General features: G+C 58.3%; 20 protein-coding genes. 14 read left to right on the forward strand and 6 right to left on the reverse strand.

The genetic code is table 11. From position 1 onward, the window contains the following. Positions 1-86: 86 nt before the first annotated feature. Positions 87-626 (forward strand): rhombosortase, encoded by a 540-nt coding sequence (rrtA, locus tag Q674_RS0120705; protein WP_161629367.1) that lies wholly within the window; start codon positions 87-89, stop codon positions 624-626. On the opposite strand, the gene Q674_RS28495 is transcribed toward rrtA, so the two are convergent. Beyond that, a complete protein-coding gene (locus Q674_RS28495) occupies positions 586-1,512 on the reverse strand; it encodes an AEC family transporter (RefSeq protein ID WP_011786555.1) in 927 nt (308 codons plus the stop codon). The genes rrtA and Q674_RS28495 overlap by 41 nt on opposite strands. A 190-nt stretch (positions 1,513-1,702) precedes the next feature. Here Q674_RS28495 and Q674_RS28500 point away from each other — a divergent pair, with 190 nt between their 5' ends. The 6 genes from Q674_RS28500 to Q674_RS28525 all read left to right on the forward strand — a co-directional run bounded on the left by Q674_RS28500 (position 1,703) and on the right by Q674_RS28525 (position 7,269). Beyond that, complete coding sequence (locus tag Q674_RS28500; protein WP_023008595.1) at positions 1,703-2,152, forward strand: c-type cytochrome; 450 nt, start codon at positions 1,703-1,705, stop codon at positions 2,150-2,152. A 10-nt stretch (positions 2,153-2,162) separates the two neighbouring features. Then, complete coding sequence (locus tag Q674_RS28505) at positions 2,163-3,578, forward strand: cbb3-type cytochrome c oxidase subunit I (protein ID WP_011786557.1); 1,416 nt, start codon at positions 2,163-2,165, stop codon at positions 3,576-3,578. 61 nt (positions 3,579-3,639) lie between these two features. Continuing rightward, entirely contained in the window at positions 3,640-4,590 is a 951-nt protein-coding gene (locus Q674_RS28510) for a 4Fe-4S binding protein (protein ID WP_014422478.1), read from the forward strand. A 16-nt stretch (positions 4,591-4,606) separates the two neighbouring features. Next, a complete protein-coding gene (locus Q674_RS28515; protein WP_023008596.1) occupies positions 4,607-6,430 on the forward strand; it encodes a nitric oxide reductase activation protein NorD in 1,824 nt (607 codons plus the stop codon). 11 nt (positions 6,431-6,441) lie between these two features. Then, positions 6,442-7,017, forward strand: a complete 576-nt coding sequence (locus Q674_RS28520) for a cytochrome c oxidase subunit 3 (protein WP_023008597.1) — start codon at positions 6,442-6,444, stop codon at positions 7,015-7,017. Between the two features lie 12 nt (positions 7,018-7,029). Continuing rightward, positions 7,030-7,269 (forward strand): cytochrome C oxidase subunit IV family protein, encoded by a 240-nt coding sequence (locus Q674_RS28525; RefSeq protein ID WP_011786561.1) that lies wholly within the window; start codon positions 7,030-7,032, stop codon positions 7,267-7,269. 168 nt (positions 7,270-7,437) lie between these two features. Here Q674_RS28525 and Q674_RS28530 read toward each other — a convergent pair whose 3' ends face one another. From Q674_RS28530 to Q674_RS28550, 5 genes are read right to left on the reverse strand one after another with little or no spacing between them, the layout of a single operon-like run. After that, entirely contained in the window at positions 7,438-7,812 is a 375-nt protein-coding gene (locus Q674_RS28530; RefSeq protein WP_023008598.1) for a hypothetical protein, read from the reverse strand. Next, positions 7,784-8,566 (reverse strand): CbbQ/NirQ/NorQ/GpvN family protein, encoded by a 783-nt coding sequence (locus tag Q674_RS28535; RefSeq protein ID WP_022990826.1) that lies wholly within the window; start codon positions 8,564-8,566, stop codon positions 7,784-7,786. The genes Q674_RS28530 and Q674_RS28535 overlap by 29 nt, the downstream gene beginning before the upstream one ends. A gap of 13 nt (positions 8,567-8,579) precedes the next feature. Then, positions 8,580-9,311 (reverse strand): hypothetical protein, encoded by a 732-nt coding sequence (locus tag Q674_RS28540; protein ID WP_023008599.1) that lies wholly within the window; start codon positions 9,309-9,311, stop codon positions 8,580-8,582. 1 nt (position 9,312) lies between these two features. After that, positions 9,313-10,515, reverse strand: coding sequence for a cytochrome D1 domain-containing protein (locus tag Q674_RS28545; RefSeq protein WP_023008600.1), 1,203 nt, complete (start codon positions 10,513-10,515; stop codon positions 9,313-9,315). A 14-nt stretch (positions 10,516-10,529) separates the two neighbouring features. After that, complete coding sequence (locus Q674_RS28550) at positions 10,530-10,895, reverse strand: c-type cytochrome (RefSeq protein ID WP_023008601.1); 366 nt, start codon at positions 10,893-10,895, stop codon at positions 10,530-10,532. Between the two features lie 223 nt (positions 10,896-11,118). Here Q674_RS28550 and Q674_RS28555 point away from each other — a divergent pair, with 223 nt between their 5' ends. From Q674_RS28555 to cobA, 7 genes are all read left to right on the forward strand, one after another. After that, complete coding sequence (locus tag Q674_RS28555; protein WP_023008602.1) at positions 11,119-12,843, forward strand: nitrite reductase; 1,725 nt, start codon at positions 11,119-11,121, stop codon at positions 12,841-12,843. Between the two features lie 29 nt (positions 12,844-12,872). Next, positions 12,873-13,337, forward strand: coding sequence for an AsnC family transcriptional regulator (locus Q674_RS28560; RefSeq protein ID WP_014422488.1), 465 nt, complete (start codon positions 12,873-12,875; stop codon positions 13,335-13,337). Beyond that, positions 13,334-13,870: an Lrp/AsnC family transcriptional regulator gene (locus Q674_RS28565; protein WP_023008603.1), complete on the forward strand. Its 537-nt coding sequence runs from the start codon at positions 13,334-13,336 to the stop codon at positions 13,868-13,870. Before Q674_RS28560 ends, Q674_RS28565 begins: the two co-directional genes overlap by 4 nt. Next, entirely contained in the window at positions 13,854-14,354 is a 501-nt protein-coding gene (locus tag Q674_RS28570) for an Lrp/AsnC family transcriptional regulator (RefSeq protein WP_023008604.1), read from the forward strand. Before Q674_RS28565 ends, Q674_RS28570 begins: the two co-directional genes overlap by 17 nt. Continuing rightward, positions 14,329-14,850, forward strand: coding sequence for an Lrp/AsnC family transcriptional regulator (locus Q674_RS28575; protein WP_023008605.1), 522 nt, complete (start codon positions 14,329-14,331; stop codon positions 14,848-14,850). The genes Q674_RS28570 and Q674_RS28575 overlap by 26 nt, the downstream gene beginning before the upstream one ends. 133 nt (positions 14,851-14,983) lie before the next feature. Then, positions 14,984-16,183, forward strand: a complete 1,200-nt coding sequence (nirJ, locus tag Q674_RS28580; RefSeq protein ID WP_023008606.1) for a heme d1 biosynthesis radical SAM protein NirJ — start codon at positions 14,984-14,986, stop codon at positions 16,181-16,183. 10 nt (positions 16,184-16,193) lie between these two features. Continuing rightward, entirely contained in the window at positions 16,194-17,054 is an 861-nt protein-coding gene (gene cobA, locus Q674_RS28585) for a uroporphyrinogen-III C-methyltransferase (protein WP_022990816.1), read from the forward strand. The last annotated feature ends 32 nt before the right edge of the window (positions 17,055-17,086 follow it).

Here is a 17,086-nt window from a genome sequence, read left to right on the forward strand (position 1 = left end):
GCCCGAACCAGTAACAATCTGCATTTATGAGAGACATGTCCCGCATGAGGGTTCGAGTGGTTAACAGGTCGGCACTCTTGTTATTCATGGTGCTTGTATTTTCATTTTTTCTTCCACCGCAATTGTTGCAGTGGCAACCGGACACAATCACATCCGGACAGTGGTGGCGCTTGGTTACAGGTCACCTGGTTCACCTGAACGTGAACCATCTCCTGTTGAATCTGGCAGGCGTGCTCATTCTCGCTCTTCTGTTCCCACGCTTCCTGCCTGCCGACAGGTTACTCTGGATCACACTGCTGATGGCCGCAGCGATCTCCCTGGGGCTATTGTCGCTCCGGCCAGACCTGGCCAGCTATCGAGGATTCTCCGGCTGTATCCACGGCCTGGCCGCAATTCTGGCAATGAGAGGGCTGAAAACGGATCGCTGGTTTTCCATCACACTGCTTGCAGCACTGTCCGTGAAACTTGTATTGGAAGGCGTTGGACTGGACCGTTCCGAGACCACGGCCCTGATTGGAGGGCCGGTAATCTGGGAGGCCCATGCACTGGGTTTCGCTTCCGGACTACTGATTGCCGGAGCCGGCTTTATCCGGCGCCGAACGCCAAAGCAATCATCACTGGAATAAAACCGAGGGCAAACAAGGTACTGAGCAACGTAGTACCCGCTGCCTGCCTCGGTGAGGCCTCCAGCAAAGTCGCAATCACCACGGTATTGGCGGCAATCGGTGTGATGGAAATCAGGAAAATGGCCTGATGCACCGCCGGCTCGTAGATTCCCAGAAGCGCTGAATCCACCCACCAGAACACAATAGCCACCAATGGCCAGATCACAAACTTGCCGAAAAATGCCAGCGCCGTGAACCGAGGGTTGCCGGCCAGCCCCCGGAAGCTTGTAATGCCCATGCCGATAATCATCATACCTAGAATGCTGTAGGCACCTCGCAGGTTATCAAACAGCGGCACGAAAATATCCGGAATGCCTATCCCGGCCAGATTCAGGACCACCGCTGCCAGAAAGGCATACACCGAAGGCAGCTTAAGTACCCGCCACAGTGCATCCTTGATGCTGTACCGGCCCCTTGCGGCAAGATAGAAGCCAACGGAATTCTCAAAAAGCGTCGTACCCAGCATACAGACAATATAAAGCCCCAGCCCCTCTTCCCCGAACAAAAGCAATGCGACTGGCACCCCGAAGTAACCAGTGTTACCCGAGCCTACGCACAGGGGAATTATGTTTGCACTGCCATCGGACAGCGCCTTTTTGGCCAGTTTCAACTGAACCAGCCCCAGTACCGATGACGTTCCGAAAACAAGGAAGGGGAGCAGAATCACCTCAGGGCTCAGCGGCGCCGCCATTACGCCGGAAAACACCACTGACGGTGTGACGATGTAGAGCATGATGCCGGCTATATGTCGGCCACTGGCTTCCAGGAACCGACCCGCTATCCAACCCAGTGCAACGGTGACATAAAGCGGAAGAAGTTTAAGCAGCAGGGCCAGGGCGGCAGACATGATCTCTCCGGGCGTAAAACCTTGAAAATACAACCAGCGGGGCAGTCTACCACCTACCCATCAAGAGGTAACTCCCCAGCGCAATAGAGAAACCCGGGATCATCTTTGATAATCATCAATAGCATTAGGGATGCATCTTTATATCCTAGTGGGGCAGTCAGGTATTCGTAACAACCAAGGAGAGAGACCAATGGCCGAGCGCTTTACCAAAAGCATGGCCAGGAACATATATCTGGGGGGAAGTGCCTTCTTCGTCCTGCTGTTCCTGGCCCTGACTTTTGACACTCAGCTGCGTGCTATGCCCGAGCGGGATAACCGCGACGAGCTCACCGAACAGGTGGTGCGCGGCAAATATCTGTGGGAAGAGAACAACTGTGTCGGTTGTCATTCCATCATGGGCGAAGGCGCTTACTTCGCTCCCGAACTGGCCAACGTGTTTGACCGCCGTGGCGGCGGTGATACTGAGGTCTTCAAGGCATACATGAAAGCCTGGATGAACGCCATGCCCACGAATATTCCGGGCCGGCGCCAGATGCCGGATTTCAATCTGAGTGATTCCGAGATCGAAGACCTGGCCGCTTTCCTGGAGTGGACATCCAAGATCGACGACAACGGTTGGCCACCCAACATCGAGGGGTAAGGGAGCAGATATGAAATACGAATCTCAAAGGGTCGCCATGCCCTACTTCATCTTTGCCCTGATTCTGTTTGCCGGCCAGATTGTGTTCGGCCTGATTCTGGGTCTCCAGTACGTTGTCGGTGATTTCCTGTTTCCGGAAATTCCTTTCAACGTTGCGCGGATGGTGCATACCAACCTGCTGATTGTCTGGCTGCTCTTCGGCTTCATGGGCGCCACCTACTACATGGTTCCGGAAGAAGCCCAGACCGAACTGCACAGCCCCCTGCTGGCGTGGATTCTGTTCTGGGTGTTCGCGGCAGCCGGCACGCTGACCATCCTGGGCTACCTGTTTGTGGACTACGCGACCTTGGCAGAAGTCACCATGAACAAGTTGCTACCCACCATGGGCCGGGAGTTCCTGGAGCAACCCACGATAACCAAGATCGGTATCGCCGTGGTCGTGGTGGCGTTCCTCTATAACATCGCCATGACCGCGCTGAAAGGCCGCAAGACCGTGGTCAACATCGTGCTGATCACCGGCCTGGTAGGCCTGGCCGTATTGTGGCTGTTCTCCTTCTACAACCCCGGTAACCTGGCCACCGACAAGTACTTCTGGTGGTTTGTGGTCCACCTGTGGGTAGAAGGCGTGTGGGAACTGATCATGGGTGCCATCCTGGCCTATGTGTTAATCAAGCTCACCGGTGTAGACCGCGAAGTGATCGAGAAGTGGCTGTACGTGATCATCGCCATGGCGCTGATTACCGGCATCATCGGTACCGGGCACCACTTCTTCTGGATCGGGCCGCCCGAATACTGGCTCTGGCTGGGTTCTGTGTTCTCTGCACTGGAACCGCTTCCGTTCTTCATGATGGTGGTCTTCGCCTTCAACATGATCAACCGTCGCCGCCGCAACCACCCGAACAAGGCCGCGATGCTGTGGGCCATGGGTACAACTGTCATGGCATTCCTGGGCGCCGGCGTGTGGGGCTTCCTGCACACCCTGGCTCCGGTGAACTGGTACACCCATGGTAGCCAGATTACCGCAGCCCACGGCCACATGGCCTTCTATGGCGCCTACGTAATGATTGTACTGACCATCATTTCCTACGCCATGCCAATCATGCGCGGTCGCCCCTACGGCAACAGCAATACCGCCCAGATTGTGGAAATGTGGGGCTTCTGGCTGATGACCATCTCCATGGTGTTCATCACCCTGTTCCTGACCGCGGCCGGCGTCCTGCAGGTTTGGCTGCAGCGTATTCCGGAAAGCGGTGAAGCGCTGTCCTTCATGGCAGGCCAGGATCAGATCGCCCTGTTCTACTGGATGCGATTTGTCGCCGGTGCCTTCTTCATGGCCGGCCTGGTGGTGTACTTCGGTAGCTTCTTTATCAAGGGCGAAGCGAGCCCGGCTGAGGAAGTCCGGGGGCCTGCCACGGCAGACGCCTGATAAAGCCTGATCGCCGGGGCCTTCGGGCCCCGGCAGATTCCCGAAATCCTGGACAACCTCTGTGCATGCGCAAACCGTCAACCCGAAAAACACCCTTCAGCAGAAGCGCCTGATTACCCGCAGCGCTTTCTTCCTGCTGTTTTTGTTTGCGCCCGTACTCAATATTTTTCGTTATGACCTGACCGAAACCCGATTCATTCTGTTGGGTTTTCCCCTGTCATTTAACCTTAATCTGGACTGGGTCGCCCAGAGCACCCCGGCCGAGGTGGCTGGCCAGATTCTGTTCTGGTTTGTATTGCCCATCCTCGTGCTGGTGCCACTGGTGCTCTGGATTGCCTTCAAGTGGGGCCGCCTGTATTGCGGCTGGCTGTGCCCGCATTTCTCCGTGGTGGAAGCCATCAACGACGTGATGACCCGCATAACCGGCCGCCCAACCCTCTGGGAAGCCCTGAAAAAAGGCAGCACGGGCAAAGCCATTCACTGGGCCGGCCTGACCCTGGCGTGCGCGCTCATTGGTTTTTCCTGGGCCCTGGCACTACTTTCATACCTGCTGCCACCCATGCCCCTGTATACCGACCTGGTGACCGGCCAACTTGGCCTGTACCCGGGCATTTTCCTGGCGGTAGCCACCGCGGTGTTCACCTTTGATTTCCTGTTTGCCCGGCACCTCTTCTGCAAATACGGCTGCGCAGTGGGACTGGTACAAAGCATTGCCTGGATGACCAACGGCAAGGGCCGGGTAGTGACTTTCGACACCAAGCGCGCTGCCGCCTGCCGCGATTGCACCAAGGCCTGCGACGAGGCCTGCCCCATGCGACTGCCCACCCGCAGCCATAAGCGGGCGAAATTCAGCTGTACCCAGTGCCTGCAGTGCGTGAGCGCCTGCCGGGAAGTACAGAAAGACAACCCCGAAGGCTCCCTGCTGACCTGGGAGCCCGGCGAACCTGGCAAACAGACCGTACTGATTCCTGTGCGCCAGGTGGAATCCACCCCGCGACAATCACGGGCCTGAACGACGAGGACACGAGATGGAAGAGTGGGTCGGACTGAAATGGCACGACTACGTAACCCGCCAGGCCATGGGCGAATTCCCCGAGTATGCCGTGCATCTGAAAGACGAAGCCCGCACACTCGGTGTCATGTTCCGGGCCATGGGCGGAGACCCTGCGCTGAGTCTGGTGACTGCTGAGCCCCGGCATTTCCAGATTCGCCGGCGATTCCTGCAAAAGCTGGCCGGCACCCACCGCAAATTTGAACTGGCCTGGCGCGATGAAGAAAGCCTGCGCCTGCCAGACAGACTGGCCCTGTTCCCATCCCGCAAAGTGAACCGGGAGCTGTACCTGTGGCTGGCGGCTCTGGCTTCACTCGGCGAAATCCACCATCACAGCTGGCTGCACGGCAATCAGGCCATGGTGCAGGAACTGCTGAGCCGCTGGCCGGGCCTGGAGCCCATGTACCAGCGGCTGGTAAAACACACGCTGCAGTGGCGCCCAGAACCAGACAGCCTGCGTGGCAACGAAGCCAAGCGCGAGGCGGCCATTCGTCAGGCCCTGATTCACCCGGGCAGCGTAGACGACCTGCCAGAAGCCCTGACCGACCCATGGCCGGTAGTACTCTGGCTCTACCCGGTGCTGGGCCGGGGCAAACTCAAAGGCCAGATCATTGGCGACGACAACACCATGTCCAAATCCGGTGGCCTGGCTAAAAAACGGAAACGCAGACGTGCCGAACGCGTGGACGCGTTCGACAAGGATCAGGGGCTGATGCTGTTTCGACTGGAAAGCCTGTTTTCCTGGTCTGAATTCATTCCCATCGACCGCGCCGGCGATGACAGCGAAGAAGAAGACGCCGACACCGTGGCCGACGACATGGACATGATTTCCGTCTCCCAGGACCGTCGCGAAGCCTCTTCCGCCATCAAGTTCGACCTGGATCTGCCCTCGGAAGAAAACGACGACCTGCATTTGGGCCCGGGCATTCATCTGCCGGAATGGGACTGGCGCCGCCAGGATTACCGGGCAAAATTCTGCTGCCTGCAGCCACTGCTCAGCAAAGACGCCACGCCGTCGCCGCTGCCAGAGCACCTGAATCGCTCCGCCAGGACCCTGCGCCGCCAGTTCAGTGCGCTGAAACCTCTGCGCCAGTGGGAACGCCGGCAGCTGGAAGGGGAAGAGCTGGACCTGGACGCATGCCTGGAACGCATGGTGCAGCACAAACGCGGCATTGGCGAAGTGGATCAGAAGCTGTTCCGCCAGTGCAAGCAGAACCAGCGGGACCTCGCCTGCCTGGTGCTTACGGATATTTCGCTGTCGACCGATACCTACATCAATAACCACCAGCGGGTGATCGACATTGCCCGGGATGGCCTGCAACTGCTGAGCGAAGCTCTCACCGCCAGCCGTGATCCGTTTGCCCTGTTTGCCTTCTCCTCCAGACGGCGGGACCACATTCGCTTCCACCACATCAAGAGTTTCGACGAGCCTTACAACGACACCACAAGAGGCCGTATCCAGGCCCTGGAACCGGGCTACTACACCCGTATGGGCGCCGCCATCCGTCAGTCCATAAAACTGCTACAGACCCGGCCAGAGCACCAGAAAATCCTGCTTCTGCTGACCGACGGCAAACCCAACGACCTGGACCTGTACGAAGGTCGCTACGGCGTGGAAGACACCCGCATGGCCGTACAGGAGGCCCACAAGGCAGGGCTGACACCGTTCTGCGTGACCATCGACGAAGAAGCCAACGAATACCTGCCCTACGTGTTCGGCAGCAGCAACTTCGTGGTGATCAAAGACCCGACCCAACTGCCCGGTCAACTACCCAAGCTATACATGAACCTGACCCGTTAACGGAGAACGCAATGGCTGATGCTCACGCCGCCCACAGACGGCATCTGCCCGGTGATATCGCGGTATGGTTTTTCATCTTCGCGGAACTGGCCGTGTTCGGCATCCTGTTCATCGGCTACGGCGTGGCCCGAAGCATGGACCCGGCCACCTTCTCCGCCGGCAAGGACGCCCTGCACCCCTGGACCGGACTGATCAACACCGTTGGCCTGATCACCGCCAGCTACCTGGTCGCCCTGTCCGTTCATCGCCTGCGCAACCGGAAAACCGGCACAACCGCCCTGCTCTGGGCCGCCATCGCCGCGTCGTCCATCTACACCTTCGGCAAGCTCTGGGAATATGCGGACCTTTACGCCAACGGCTACAACCTGGGCACCGACACCTTCTTCATGTTCTATTTCTTCCTCACGTTTTTCCACTTCATGCACGTGGTGCTGGGCCAGATCATCCTCGTGGTGCTGGCGATAAAGGTGAAAAAAGGCGACTACAACGGCGACGACATGAACGGCATGGAGTCCGGCGCCTCCTACTGGCACATGGTCGACCTGGTGTGGCTGGTGCTGTTCCCGATGCTCTATGTCCTGGCCTGAGGAGACTTTCTGATGCTAGTGGTCTATATCGCGCTGATGATCTGTACGATGACGCCAGTTTTGGCCTTGCAGGCCGGTGCGGACATGTCGGTTTTGGTCTGGCTGGTGTTTGGGCTGGTGATCGTAAAAGCGGTTTTACTCGTTGATCACTTTATGGAAATGAAACATGCCCCCTGGGGCTGGCGTATGGCAGCTCAGGGCTGGGCGGTTGTCGTTGTCTCGGTTCTGGCAGGAATTCACCTGGCAGGCTAATAGCACACGCTGCGGAATCCCGTGAGAAGGATCGAACGGCGGGGTCGGGTAGGTCCTTCCAAAAATTTGTGGAGCCATGGATGGCGGAACAAAAGCGCCACATGGATGTGCCGCAAGGAGCGTTTTTTGGAAGGACCTACCCGACCCTGCCTTGCACCAAACCTCAAGTTACAACAATCGCCGCGGAAACATAGGCGGCTTGTTGCCGATTGCCTGAGCCAGGGAAATCATTCCCCAGAGTACGAACGACGTGTGCAGCACCACTGCCCAGACGATTGCGTAAGTCCAGAACAAACCGGTGTTGCCGTAAATAAACCAGCAAACAGCAACCCCCGAACTGATCAGCACCGCCCCCAGAATCGACATATAAACCGCCGCCTTGCTATGGGCCCGCCGCAACGCATGCGCATCACCGGACTTCATGGCAATCGTCAGCAAGACAACGAAGCCGATAATCGGCAACGCCAGCAGGTTCAGCAAATACCAGATAACCGGAGCAATCGCCCCGGGCGGTTCAGTCTTCGGACTGCCCGAATACGGCATACACCACCTCCATCAGTGCATTCACAGTCACCGCATCATCCGACAGCGGCTCAATCATCCCGGCCCGGCAGGCCTCGATGTGGGGCATACCGGATGCGATCAGGTATGCGGTGTGAATCAGCAGGCGAGTCGACGCTGCTTCTTCCAGGTCGTGGTCTTTCAACTTACGCAACGAGGTTGCCAGCCCCACCAGCTGCTTCGCCAGGTCGGCATCGCAACCGGACTCCTCCTGCACGATGGTCTGCTCCACATCCGGCGTCGGGTAATCGAAGCTCATGGAGACGAACCGCTGCCGGGTACTGGGCTTCATGCCCTTCAGCAGGCTCTGGTAACCCGGATTGTAGGACACCACCAGCATGAATCCGGGGGCGGCTTTCAGCAGCTCTCCGGTGCGCTCGATGGGTAACTCCCGGCGGTCGTCCGCCAGCGGGTGCAGTACCACCGTGGTATCCTTTCGTGCTTCCACCACCTCATCAAGGTAGCAGATTCCGCCTTCCCGCACCGCCCGGGTCAGCGGGCCATCCTGCCAATAGGTGCCGTCCGGACCGATCAGGTGCCGGCCAACCAGATCAGAGGCGGTAAGGTCATCGTGGCAGGCAACGGTATAGACCGGTCGACCAAGCTTCTCCGCCATGTAACGGACGAAGCGGGTTTTACCACAACCGGTGGGGCCTTTGATCAGTACCGGCAGACCGTTTTCGGCGGCGGCGGTGAACAGTTCGACTTCATTGCCGGCGGGTTGGTAGAAGGTCATAAACAGCTTCCTTTTATGGCTGGGAATCGGGCGTGGCAAAGCCGTGCACCCATTCCGGAAAAAGATTGAATATCTGGCGATCGTCGCTGCGCTTCAGCTGCAGCAATGCCTTCAGACACGGCTGCAATTCAGGATTCGCGCTGTCTGTTTTAGCGTTGGTATACCAGCCAGCACCACGGACCGGCTCGCCCTGCCAGGTGATGGCAAGGCCCTGGGATTCCAGAAACGGCGTGACCAGCCCAAGTTCAGAGACCGACGCATGGGTGTTGTTGTGCAGCAACAAACCCAGGGCTGAGTTGAAATCCCCCGCTTCGTATCGCTGGCCCGGTTTCGGGGTTACACCCACAGAGGCCAAAGCTCGCAAAGCCAGACGACCGGATACCGGATCGCTTCCAGCGACCACAGACACATCCCGGCCATCCAGTTCTTCCAGCAACCGCACCCCAGCCGTTTTACGGGTTACCCAGACCGGAACGGGGTAGTTGCCAAAGGCATTGACGGCGTCCAGCACACGCCGGTTATCAGAACCATCGGGACGGTAAACCAGGTCACTGTCGCCGGCCCGATTGAACAGCAGCTCGGCCTCACAGTCCCGGGCCTCGAGATATCGCTGCAACCGATAACTGGCGACCGTGGTTGAACGCGCCTCCGTCATCACCTCAACCCGCACGGAACCGTATTCCAGAGCCGCGCCTGCGTTACTGGCCAGCATCAGAAACAGCCAGGTGCCGATCGCTGGTTTCATCTCAAAGACCCAGCTGATGCGCCCGGTTGGTAAAGAAGATGCCGGATGGCTTCCGCGCCGGCAGGGTAGCCACCTCTTCAAGAGTACGGGTGTTATAGACGGTCACCCGATCACTGTCCCGGGAAGATACCCAGACTTCCTCGCCACGCGGGGTGAATTCCATGTGCAACACGGACTTGCCCGGCTCCAGGGTGCGAATGATTTCCCGGGTGCGGGAATCAATCACCTGCACCACATCGTTCTTCGGGTGGGCAAAGCTGACCCAGATCTGGCGGTTGTCCGGACTGGCCATCACAAACACCGGCTGACCCTGCACCGGTATGCGCTGCACCATGCTCCAATCTTCCATCTCCGCCACCAGTACTTCGTGGCGACCGACGGCCGGCACAAAGGCATAACCGTCTGCGATGGCCCAGCCTTCCAGATGCGGCATCTTGTACACAGGCAGGCGCTGCTCACCCTTGCCGTAATCCGGCAGAATGGTCTGTGCGCCCTGTGCCGGCTCCCACAGATCCACCATCGACAAGCCGTCTTCCCCGAACAGGCCGGCAATGTAGAAGCGGCCATCGGGAGTGATAAGGGCGTCGTAGGGTTCTTTGCCGGCCTCATGGCGGGATATGCCGGGCGGATTACTGTGCATATCCACGGTCCAGATTTCACCGGCCTCGAACAAGCTGAACACAAACTGGTTGCCCGGGGCATCCACCAGGCCCACCGTCTTGGACTGATCCTTCTCGCCCTGGGCGTTGGTGTAAAACGCCGGGATTTCCGCCACGATATCCAGGGTCTCACTGTCGAAAATGTTCACGCCGCCGGGCTCGTAATTGGATACCGCCACGTAACGGCCGTCCTGCGAAATAGCCCCGCCGATGCTGTTACCGGACTGGATCACCCGGTCAGTTACCGTGCGGGTGAGCAGGTCGACTTTGGTGAGCCCGCCATCACGACCAAAGACATAACCGTATCGGGCATCCCGCGAGTACACCACTGAAGCGTGAGACAAATCTCCCAGCCCTTCTACCCGGCCCAGGATTTCGTGTTCGGAGTGGTCCACCACCAATACCGAGCCTGTGGCCCGTTCGATGATCAAACCCAGGTCACCTGTGCCGCGAAGCTCAACAGGCGGAGGTGCCGACAGGGATTGGCAGCCGGTGGTCACGGTGGCGGCGATGATCAGTGCAATCGGTGCAAACAGACGTTTCATCGTGGGTCCTTCGGTTATCGGCTTCGGGAAGAATCGACTTCGGGAGCAATCAAGGCGCCGGATTTCAGCTGCCTGCTGATCCAGGCAATTTCCTGGTCGCTCAGCAGAGCTTTCCAGGGTGGCATGGCCGTACCGGGAACGCCCTCCCGAATGATGGCGGCAACGGCTGTCTCTGGCAGGGCTTCGATATCCTCAGGCCGTAAGGGCGGGCCAAGGCCACCTTTCAGTTTCAGACCATGGCAGGAGCCACAATCCTGAATGACAAAATTGGCCAACTCATCCTCGGTTTCCGGTGCCCCGGCAACGGCGCCTGCCGACAGCATCAGTGCGGTAGCCAATACACCCACTTGCCAGCATACGCCCAGTGCGGACCGTTTCATCAGCGCTCTCCTGAAGGATCACAGTCATGCTGCAATCCCAACAATTTCATGGCCTTGATATTGATTAAATTTTTGGCAGGTATCCAGTGATCTTTAGGCATACGCCATCTACCACCTGCGAGGTACTCTCTTGAAAACCAGCATCTTTCTGACATTAATCAAGGTTCATAAGCCATAACAAGAGAAACCTAGGAGTACTCTTGAACCCCAAGGAGAGAACCTGATGAGAGTAACCAAACCGATGATCAAGCCGCTGGCACTGGCAGTGGCCATTACGTCGTTGGGCGTAATGAACGCACAGGCAGCCCCGAAAGACCCTGACAAGTCCACCATGGCCTATGAAGGCACCCCCAGTGCAGTAGATGCGGAATCTGCCAAAATTGTTCGCTCCCCCGGTGCGCCGGATCTGACCGATGCAGAATTCGAGAAAGCGAAGCAGATCTACTTCCAGCGCTGCGCCGGCTGTCACGGCGTACTGCGTAAAGGCGCCACTGGTAAACCGCTGACTCCGGACATCACCCAGGAGCGCGGTATCGACTACCTCAAGGCGTTTATCAGTTACGGCTCCCCGGCCGGCATGCCGAACTGGCTGACGTCCGGTGACTTCGATGAAGAAACCGTGGAACTGATGGCCAAGTACATCATGCACGAACCGCCACAGCCTCCCGAATTCAGCCTGGCTGACATGAAGGAAACCTGGGAAGTGATCGTGCCACCTGAGGATCGCCCCAAGAAACAGATGAACGATCTGGACCTGGAAAACCTGTTCAGCGTCACCCTGCGTGATGCAGGCCAGATTGCCCTGATTGACGGTGATTCCAAGGAAGTCGTGAAGATCATCGACACCGGCTACGCGGTGCACATCTCACGGATGTCGGCTTCCGGCCGCTACGTGCTGGTTATCGGTCGTGACGCCCTGATCAATATGATCGATCTGTGGATGGAAGAACCGCAGACCGTAGCCAAGATCAAGGTCGGCATGGAAGCGCGCTCTGTCGAAACCTCCAAGTACAAGGGCTGGGAAGACAAGCTCGCCATTGCCGGCACCTACTGGCCGCCGCAGTTCGTGATCATGGACGGCGATACCCTGGAGCCCAAGAAGATCGTGAGCACCCGGGGTATGACCGTGAGCACCCAGGAATACCATCCTGAGCCACGGGTGGCTGCCATTGTTGCTTCCCACGCCTACCCGGAATTCATCGTCAACGTGAAAGAAACCGGCAAGATCATGCTGGTGAACTACGAAGACATGGAGAACATGAACATCACCTCCATTGATGCCGCGGAGTACCTGCACGACGGCGGCTGGGATGCCAGCATGCGTTACTTCCTGACGGCGGCCAACAACTCCAACAAGATTGCGGTTGTGGATGCCCAGGATCGTAACCTGGAGGCGATCGTTGATGTTGGCAAGATTCCGCACCCGGGACGTGGCGCCAACTTCGTTGACCCCGAGCATGGCCCTGTCTGGGCGACTTCTCACCTGGGTGATCAGACCATCCAGATGATCGGTACTGACCCCGAAGGTCACCCGGACAAAGCCTGGAAAGTGGTTCGCACGGTGGATGGCCAGGGTGGTGGCTCACTGTTCGTGAAGACCCATCCGAAGTCCAAGAACCTGTGGGTAGACACTGCCCTGAATCCGGCGGAAGCCGTGAGCCAGAGCGTCGCCGTCTTCGACATCAACAACTTTGATGCCGGCTATGAGGTGCTGCCGATTGCCGACTGGGCTGATCTGGGCGAGGGTCCCAAGCGTGTGGTTCAGCCGGAATACAACAAGGCGGGCGATGAAGTGTGGTTCTCTGTCTGGAATGCCCAGGACAAGAAATCTGCCATCGTTGTGGTTGACGACAAGACACGCAAGCTGAAGAAGGTGATCAAGGGTGACTATCTGGTTACCCCGACCGGTAAGTTCAACACTTACAACACCCAGCACGACGTGTACTGATCCCGGCCCCGGCCCGGAGGAGCAATCTGATGAGACTGGATGCGGCAGACAGACAAATGATCGACAGTTACCAGCGTAACCTGCCGGTCTGCGAACGCCCCTACGAGGAAATGGCCCGGGCACTGGGCCTGACCGAGGAGGAGGTTATCCAGAGACTGTCTGCCCTGCAGGAACAGCAGGTGCTCAGCCGGGTCGGACCGGTTTTCGAACACAGCCAGGCAGGCGCCAGCCTGCTGGCTGCCGTGGCCGCGCCAGAAGAACAGATGGATCTGGTGGCGGCCCGGATCAACCGTGCCCCGGGCGTAAATCATAACTACGCCCGGGAGCACACCTACAACCTCTGGTTCGTGATGACCGCTCCGGATGAAGACACCCTGGAGGAACGGCTGGACGAACTGGAACACCAGTTGAAGCTGCCAATGCTGAGACTGCCAATGGTCGAGGGTTATCATATCGACCTGGGCTTTGACATCGACTGGGAGGCATTACCATGAACCTGCCAGCCACCGGCCCGAACTACAGCTACCTGTTTGATACCGAATCAATGAGTGCCTGGGGCCTGCTGAGGTTACGCGAGCAGCTGGAAAACGGCCTCCCCCTGACACCTCGCCCCTATCAGACCCTGGCCGAGCGCACCGGGCTGTCCGAACAACAGGTTATGAACGCTGTCAGCCAGTGGCAGCAGCAGGGCCTGATCAAACGCCTGGGACTGGTGGTCAAGCATCGCACCCTGGGCTATCGGGCTAACGCCATGGTGGTCTGGAACGTACCGGACGATCGGGTTTCGACGCTCGGCAATGCCATGGCAGCCGCCGCTTGTGTCACCCTCTGTTACCAGCGCCCAAGACGCCTGCCAGACTGGCCCTACAACCTGTTCTGCATGATTCACGGCGTCAGTCGCGAACGGGTTCTGAATCAGCTCGCTGGTCTGATTGAGCAACACGAGTTGAGCAATGTGGATCACGCCATCCTGTTCAGCAACAAAGCCTACCTGCAGCGCGGAGGCCGTTATGTCAGCAATTGCTGAGCGTTCAAAGCCATCAGACCACAAGCCTGTACTACCCGAATTCACGCCCCTGGAGCGTGCCATCATCAACCGCCTGCAATACGGCCTGCCACTTACGCGAACCCCCTACAAAGACGTGGCCGATGAATTGGGCGTATCAGAAGTAACTCTGCTGAAGCACCTCCAGGCATTGCTGGACAACGGGACTCTGACTCGTTTTGGCCCCATGTTTCATGCCGGCGAAATGGGCGGCGGCCTGACGCTCGCGGCCATGCGCATTCCGGAACAAAATTTCGCCAATGTGACCGAGCAGGTGAACAGCTTCCCCGAGGTAGCCCACAACTACCGCCGCGAGCATGAGTTGAACATGTGGTTTGTTCTGGCCACGGAAACACCGGAAGGCATTGACGAAACCATCAAGCGGATTGAGTCACTTACGGGCTACCCGGTCTACAACATGCCCAAGGAGCAGGAGTTCCATGTCCACCTTCACTTTGAAGTCTGACCCGGTGCTGAGTAACCGGGATCGTGAACTCATCGTTGCCACCCAATCCGGATTACCGCTGGTTTCCGATCCTTGGGCCGAACTGGGAAAACAGCTCGACATGCCCGCAGACGAGGTGCTGTCGCGTTTTCAACGAATGCAGGAAGCCGGGGTCATCCGGAGAGTCGCGGCGGTACCGGATCACTACAAACTCGGGTACCGGTTCAATGGCATGACCGTGTGGGATGTCCGGGATGATGCAATCGCCCAACTCGGCGAGAAAGTCGGCTGCCTGCCCTTTGTCAGCCACTGCTACCGCCGACCAAGACACCTGCCCTACTGGAGCTTCAACCTCTTTGCCATGGTGCATGGTATCAGCCGCGAGGAAGTCGAGCACAAGGCAGCCCAAATCCGCGAGGTGCTCGGCGACGCCTGCACCGGACACACCATCCTGTACAGTTCCGCCATCCTGAAAAAAACAGGATTACGACTGAAAAAACAAACAGATAAGCAGTAGCACGTACCTCCTGAAGTACTCCATCAAAGGTATGGATACCCAGCGCCCGCAGGGGGATAGTTAGAAGGGCAGAGAGCCGGTAAAGGCCCGCCCGGAGAGGCAAGAAAGCCACTCCCGATGAGAGAGAAAAACTATGTTTCGCATGACCCGCTACATCAAGAGCCTGATGAACCCGGCACCGGTGCGCCCGGTCCCCAAACCCAGCGGCCCGGTGGTGATCTGGAACCTGATTCGCCGTTGCAACCTTACCTGCAAACACTGCTATTCGATTTCAGCGGACATCGACTTCAAAGGCGAACTCACCACCCAGGAAGTCTACAAGGTAATGGACGACCTCAAAGCCTTCGGCGTGCCGGTACTCATCCTCTCCGGCGGCGAACCGCTGATGCGCCCGGACATCTTTGATATTTCCCACCGGGCCAAAGCCATGGGTTTCTATGTAGGCTTGTCCACAAACGGCACTCTGATTACCGAAGACAACATCGGCAAAATCGCCGAGGTGGGCTACGACTACGTGGGCATCAGTATCGACGGTCTGGAAGCCACCCACGACGAATTCCGCCAGAAAAAAGGCGCCTTCAAAGAGTCCATGCACGCCGTAGCCCTGTGCAAGCAAGCCGGCATCAAGGTGGGCCTGCGCTTCACCCTGACCCAGGATAACTATCCCGAGTTGCCGGCCATGCTGGAGATGCTGGACGAGCACCAGATCGACAAGTTCTACCTGTCGCACCTGAACTACTCCGGCCGGGGCGGCCGCAACAAGAAGCGGGATGCCTGGTACGACATGACCCGCGATGCCATGAACCTTCTGTTCAACCACTGCCACGACGAACTCAAGCGCGGTATCGAGCGGGAGTACGTCACCGGCAACAACGATGCTGATGGTCCCTTCCTGATTGAGTGGGCCAAAGAGCATTACCCGGACCAGGTCGACGCCCTCACCCAGCGGCTGACCAACTGGGGCGGCAACTCCTCTGGCGTCAATATCTCAAATATCGACAATCTCGGCGTGGTGCACCCGGATACCTTCTGGTGGGATCACAACCTGGGCAACGTGCGGGAAACCCCGTTTTCGAAGATCTGGTCGGAAACCACCGATCCGCTGATGCAGGGCTTCCGCCAGCATCCGCGCCCGGTAAAAGGGCGCTGCGCGGACTGCAAATACCTGAATATCTGCAACGGCAACACCCGGGTACGGGCTTACAACGTGTCTGGCGACTTCTGGGAGGAAGATCCGGGCTGCTATCTCACCAACGAGGAAATCGGGGTAGTTGATAACACCCCCCGACGGGTCGCCGCTCCGGTGATCGAAATCCCGGTTCACAATCTTTAAGGAACGCGCCATGACCACAAACCCGCGAAAAAAATGCCTGGTGGAGTTCCAGCTTGCGGAACAACCTCTGCGGCCGGGAGAAGTTGCTATTGTCGGTGCCGGGCCGGGTGACCCCGGGCTACTCACGCTGCGCGCGCTGATGCTGATTCAGCAGGCCGATGCCGTTGTTTATGATCGCCTGGTTTCCCCGCAAATCATGGAACTGGTGAACCCCCGTGCTGAACGCATTCATGTGGGCAAGGCCAGCGGGTGCCACTACGTACCCCAGGAAGAAACCAACGAACTGCTGGTGCAACTGGCCATGAAACAGCGGCGGGTAGTGCGCCTGAAAGGCGGCGATCCATATATTTTTGGCCGCGGCGGAGAAGAAGCCGAGTTCCTGGTGGACAATGACATCGATTTCCAGGTGGTGCCTGGCATTACCTCTGCGGCGGGCTGCGCCTCTTACTGCGGCATTCCGCTGACCCACCGGGATTATTCCCAGAGCGTGACCTTCGTCACCGGTCACCGTAAGGCTGACCAGACTCTGGAACTCAACTGGCCGGTACTGGCCGCACCGGGGCAGACCCGGGTGTTCTACATGGGCCTGCACAATGCACCGACCATTGTTCGCGAGCTGACGGCCCACGGCCTTTCAGAAAACTGCCCGGTGGCTCTGGTGGAACGCGGCACCACACCACTGCAACACATGACAGTCACCACCCTGAAAGACCTGGTAGACACCATTGATCGGGAAGACTTCCAGCCACCCACCCTGATTATTGTGGGCGAGGTGGTGCAACTGGCGGACAAGCTGGCCCGCCCGGCCCAGGCAGGATGGAACAGCGCCCTGACCGAGCCTGCCGTCACCGCCGGCCAACGGCCCGCCTGAACTCAAAACGTTATCTGACCAACCGGGAGCTG

The organism is Marinobacter sp. EVN1 (assembly GCF_000475375.1).
Classification (GTDB): domain Bacteria; phylum Pseudomonadota; class Gammaproteobacteria; order Pseudomonadales; family Oleiphilaceae; genus Marinobacter; species Marinobacter nauticus.

Excerpts from the sequence above, each read along its gene's own strand:
- Q674_RS28575 (WP_023008605.1), top strand. The coding sequence starts at position 14,329 with ATGTCCACCTTCACTTTGAAGTCTGACCCGGTGCTGAGTAACCGGGAT.
- Q674_RS28560 (WP_014422488.1), top strand. The coding sequence starts at position 12,873 with ATGAGACTGGATGCGGCAGACAGACAAATGATCGACAGTTACCAGCGT.
- Q674_RS28540 (WP_023008599.1), bottom strand. The coding sequence starts at position 9,311 with ATGAAACCAGCGATCGGCACCTGGCTGTTTCTGATGCTGGCCAGTAAC.
- Q674_RS28525 (WP_011786561.1), top strand. The coding sequence starts at position 7,030 with ATGCTAGTGGTCTATATCGCGCTGATGATCTGTACGATGACGCCAGTT.
- Q674_RS28530 (WP_023008598.1), bottom strand. The coding sequence starts at position 7,812 with ATGCCGTATTCGGGCAGTCCGAAGACTGAACCGCCCGGGGCGATTGCT.
- Q674_RS28500 (WP_023008595.1), top strand. The coding sequence starts at position 1,703 with ATGGCCGAGCGCTTTACCAAAAGCATGGCCAGGAACATATATCTGGGG.
- Q674_RS28520 (WP_023008597.1), top strand. The coding sequence starts at position 6,442 with ATGGCTGATGCTCACGCCGCCCACAGACGGCATCTGCCCGGTGATATC.
- Q674_RS28535 (WP_022990826.1), bottom strand. The coding sequence starts at position 8,566 with ATGACCTTCTACCAACCCGCCGGCAATGAAGTCGAACTGTTCACCGCC.
- Q674_RS28550 (WP_023008601.1), bottom strand. The coding sequence starts at position 10,895 with ATGAAACGGTCCGCACTGGGCGTATGCTGGCAAGTGGGTGTATTGGCT.
- cobA (WP_022990816.1), top strand. The coding sequence starts at position 16,194 with ATGACCACAAACCCGCGAAAAAAATGCCTGGTGGAGTTCCAGCTTGCG.
- nirJ (WP_023008606.1), top strand. The coding sequence starts at position 14,984 with ATGTTTCGCATGACCCGCTACATCAAGAGCCTGATGAACCCGGCACCG.
- Q674_RS28555 (WP_023008602.1), top strand. The coding sequence starts at position 11,119 with ATGAGAGTAACCAAACCGATGATCAAGCCGCTGGCACTGGCAGTGGCC.
- rrtA (WP_161629367.1), top strand. The coding sequence starts at position 87 with ATGGTGCTTGTATTTTCATTTTTTCTTCCACCGCAATTGTTGCAGTGG.
- Q674_RS28570 (WP_023008604.1), top strand. The coding sequence starts at position 13,854 with ATGTCAGCAATTGCTGAGCGTTCAAAGCCATCAGACCACAAGCCTGTA.
- Q674_RS28545 (WP_023008600.1), bottom strand. The coding sequence starts at position 10,515 with ATGAAACGTCTGTTTGCACCGATTGCACTGATCATCGCCGCCACCGTG.
- Q674_RS28505 (WP_011786557.1), top strand. The coding sequence starts at position 2,163 with ATGAAATACGAATCTCAAAGGGTCGCCATGCCCTACTTCATCTTTGCC.
- Q674_RS28495 (WP_011786555.1), bottom strand. The coding sequence starts at position 1,512 with ATGTCTGCCGCCCTGGCCCTGCTGCTTAAACTTCTTCCGCTTTATGTC.
- Q674_RS28565 (WP_023008603.1), top strand. The coding sequence starts at position 13,334 with ATGAACCTGCCAGCCACCGGCCCGAACTACAGCTACCTGTTTGATACC.
- Q674_RS28515 (WP_023008596.1), top strand. The coding sequence starts at position 4,607 with ATGGAAGAGTGGGTCGGACTGAAATGGCACGACTACGTAACCCGCCAG.